The sequence below is a fragment of the Paenarthrobacter sp. PAE-2 genome (genome assembly GCF_026013155.1).
GTDB lineage: Bacteria > Actinomycetota > Actinomycetes > Actinomycetales > Micrococcaceae > Arthrobacter > Arthrobacter ureafaciens.
The window spans coordinates 1-1126 of the sequence record NZ_JAPDNV010000097.1 but is presented as its reverse complement, the minus strand read 5'-3'; the positions used below and the strand labels follow the sequence as shown (position 1 = coordinate 1126).

General features: G+C 61.7%; 2 protein-coding genes. Both read right to left on the bottom strand.

What is annotated here, in order from left to right; all coding sequences use genetic code 11:
* Window positions 1-81: 81 nt before the first annotated feature.
* A complete protein-coding gene (locus OCL88_RS21050; RefSeq protein WP_264963838.1) occupies window positions 82-513 on the bottom strand; it encodes a cupin domain-containing protein in 432 nt (143 codons plus the stop codon).
* A gap of 30 nt (window positions 514-543) precedes the next feature.
* Window positions 544-666 (bottom strand): hypothetical protein, encoded by a 123-nt coding sequence (locus OCL88_RS21045; RefSeq protein WP_264963837.1) that lies wholly within the window; start codon window positions 664-666, stop codon window positions 544-546.
* Window positions 667-1126: the final 460 nt, after the last annotated feature.

Below are 1126 nucleotides of genomic sequence, written 5' to 3'. Positions count from 1 at the left end.
CCTCGGGGATCTGGAATACGCCGAAGCCGAGGACTGGCATTTCGACGCCGTTGTTGAGGGTGACGTTTTTCATGGTTTTCCTTAGCGTTGTTCTGCTGTGGGTTGTGGGTGGGTTTTGGAGTGTGCGGCTTGGTAGTCCTGGTCACTGACGGGTTCGAGCCACGTTGCCGTGTGGCCGTCGTCGTGTTCGACCAGGGCCAGGTGGTACATCGGGGAGTCCGAAGTCGCGCCGTGCCAGTGTTCTTCTCCGGGAGGGGTATGCACGGTGTCTCCGTCGCGCATGAGGATGACCTTGCCGTCCCTAGTGGCCACCAGTCCTGTTCCGCCGGTGCAGTGCAGTGCTTGGCCAAGCGGGTGGGAGTGCCAGTGGGTGCGGGCCCCGGGGGCGAACCGGACCATCGCGAACCCGAGCCGGGAGGGGCTTTCAGCTGAGTGCAGTGGGTTGAGGTATACGTTGCCGGTGAACTTTTCGGGCGGTCCTTGGAGCGTGGGTCCCGGAACCGCCAGGCGCATGCCTGCTCCTTTCGTTGCGGTTGGATCTGGTTAGGTGGTTGTGTGCCTCCGGCGTTGGAATGCCAGCGACGCGACGACGAGGATTATGACGACCACGGCGGCCAGGATCAGCTGGCCGGCGGCGATCATGGCTTCGTTCCCGTGCGTGGCCATGAGACGGGCCCCGGGCTGCTGGCGCGCTGGACTTCCCTGGCGAAGGGCTGATACTGATCGCCTACTCAGCCGAGCCGGACAGCCACGCCCAGGACCAACTCGACTTCCTCGCCAGCTGGGCTGCCAGCAACGGGAACATCGCTGCGCGCCATCCCGCAGAACCAAATGGCCGCGACAGGGCGTAGCACCAGGGGGTGATTTCAGCCCGCGTGTGGCTGTTTGGGGGTGGATTTGCGTTGGGGGTTGGGGGCGTGTATTGTTTTCTGAGTCGCCGGGAGCGAAACGGAAAGCCGGAAGGTGTGTACGGTTCGGGAGGGCGGCCAAAAATAACTCTTCTTTTCCAATGGCCCTGGTTGGGTTGCGCTGCTGTGTGTGGTGTGGCTTTGGGGTGATGTTTTGGAGGGTCTGTTGTTTGAGAACTCAATAGTGTGCCAAGTTTGTTGATACCGATTGTTTTTTG

Coding starts and splice junctions, on each gene's coding strand:
- OCL88_RS21050 (WP_264963838.1), bottom strand. CDS start 513: ATGCGCCTGGCGGTTCCGGGACCCACGCTCCAAGGACCGCCCGAAAAG.
- OCL88_RS21045 (WP_264963837.1), bottom strand. CDS start 666: ATGGCCACGCACGGGAACGAAGCCATGATCGCCGCCGGCCAGCTGATC.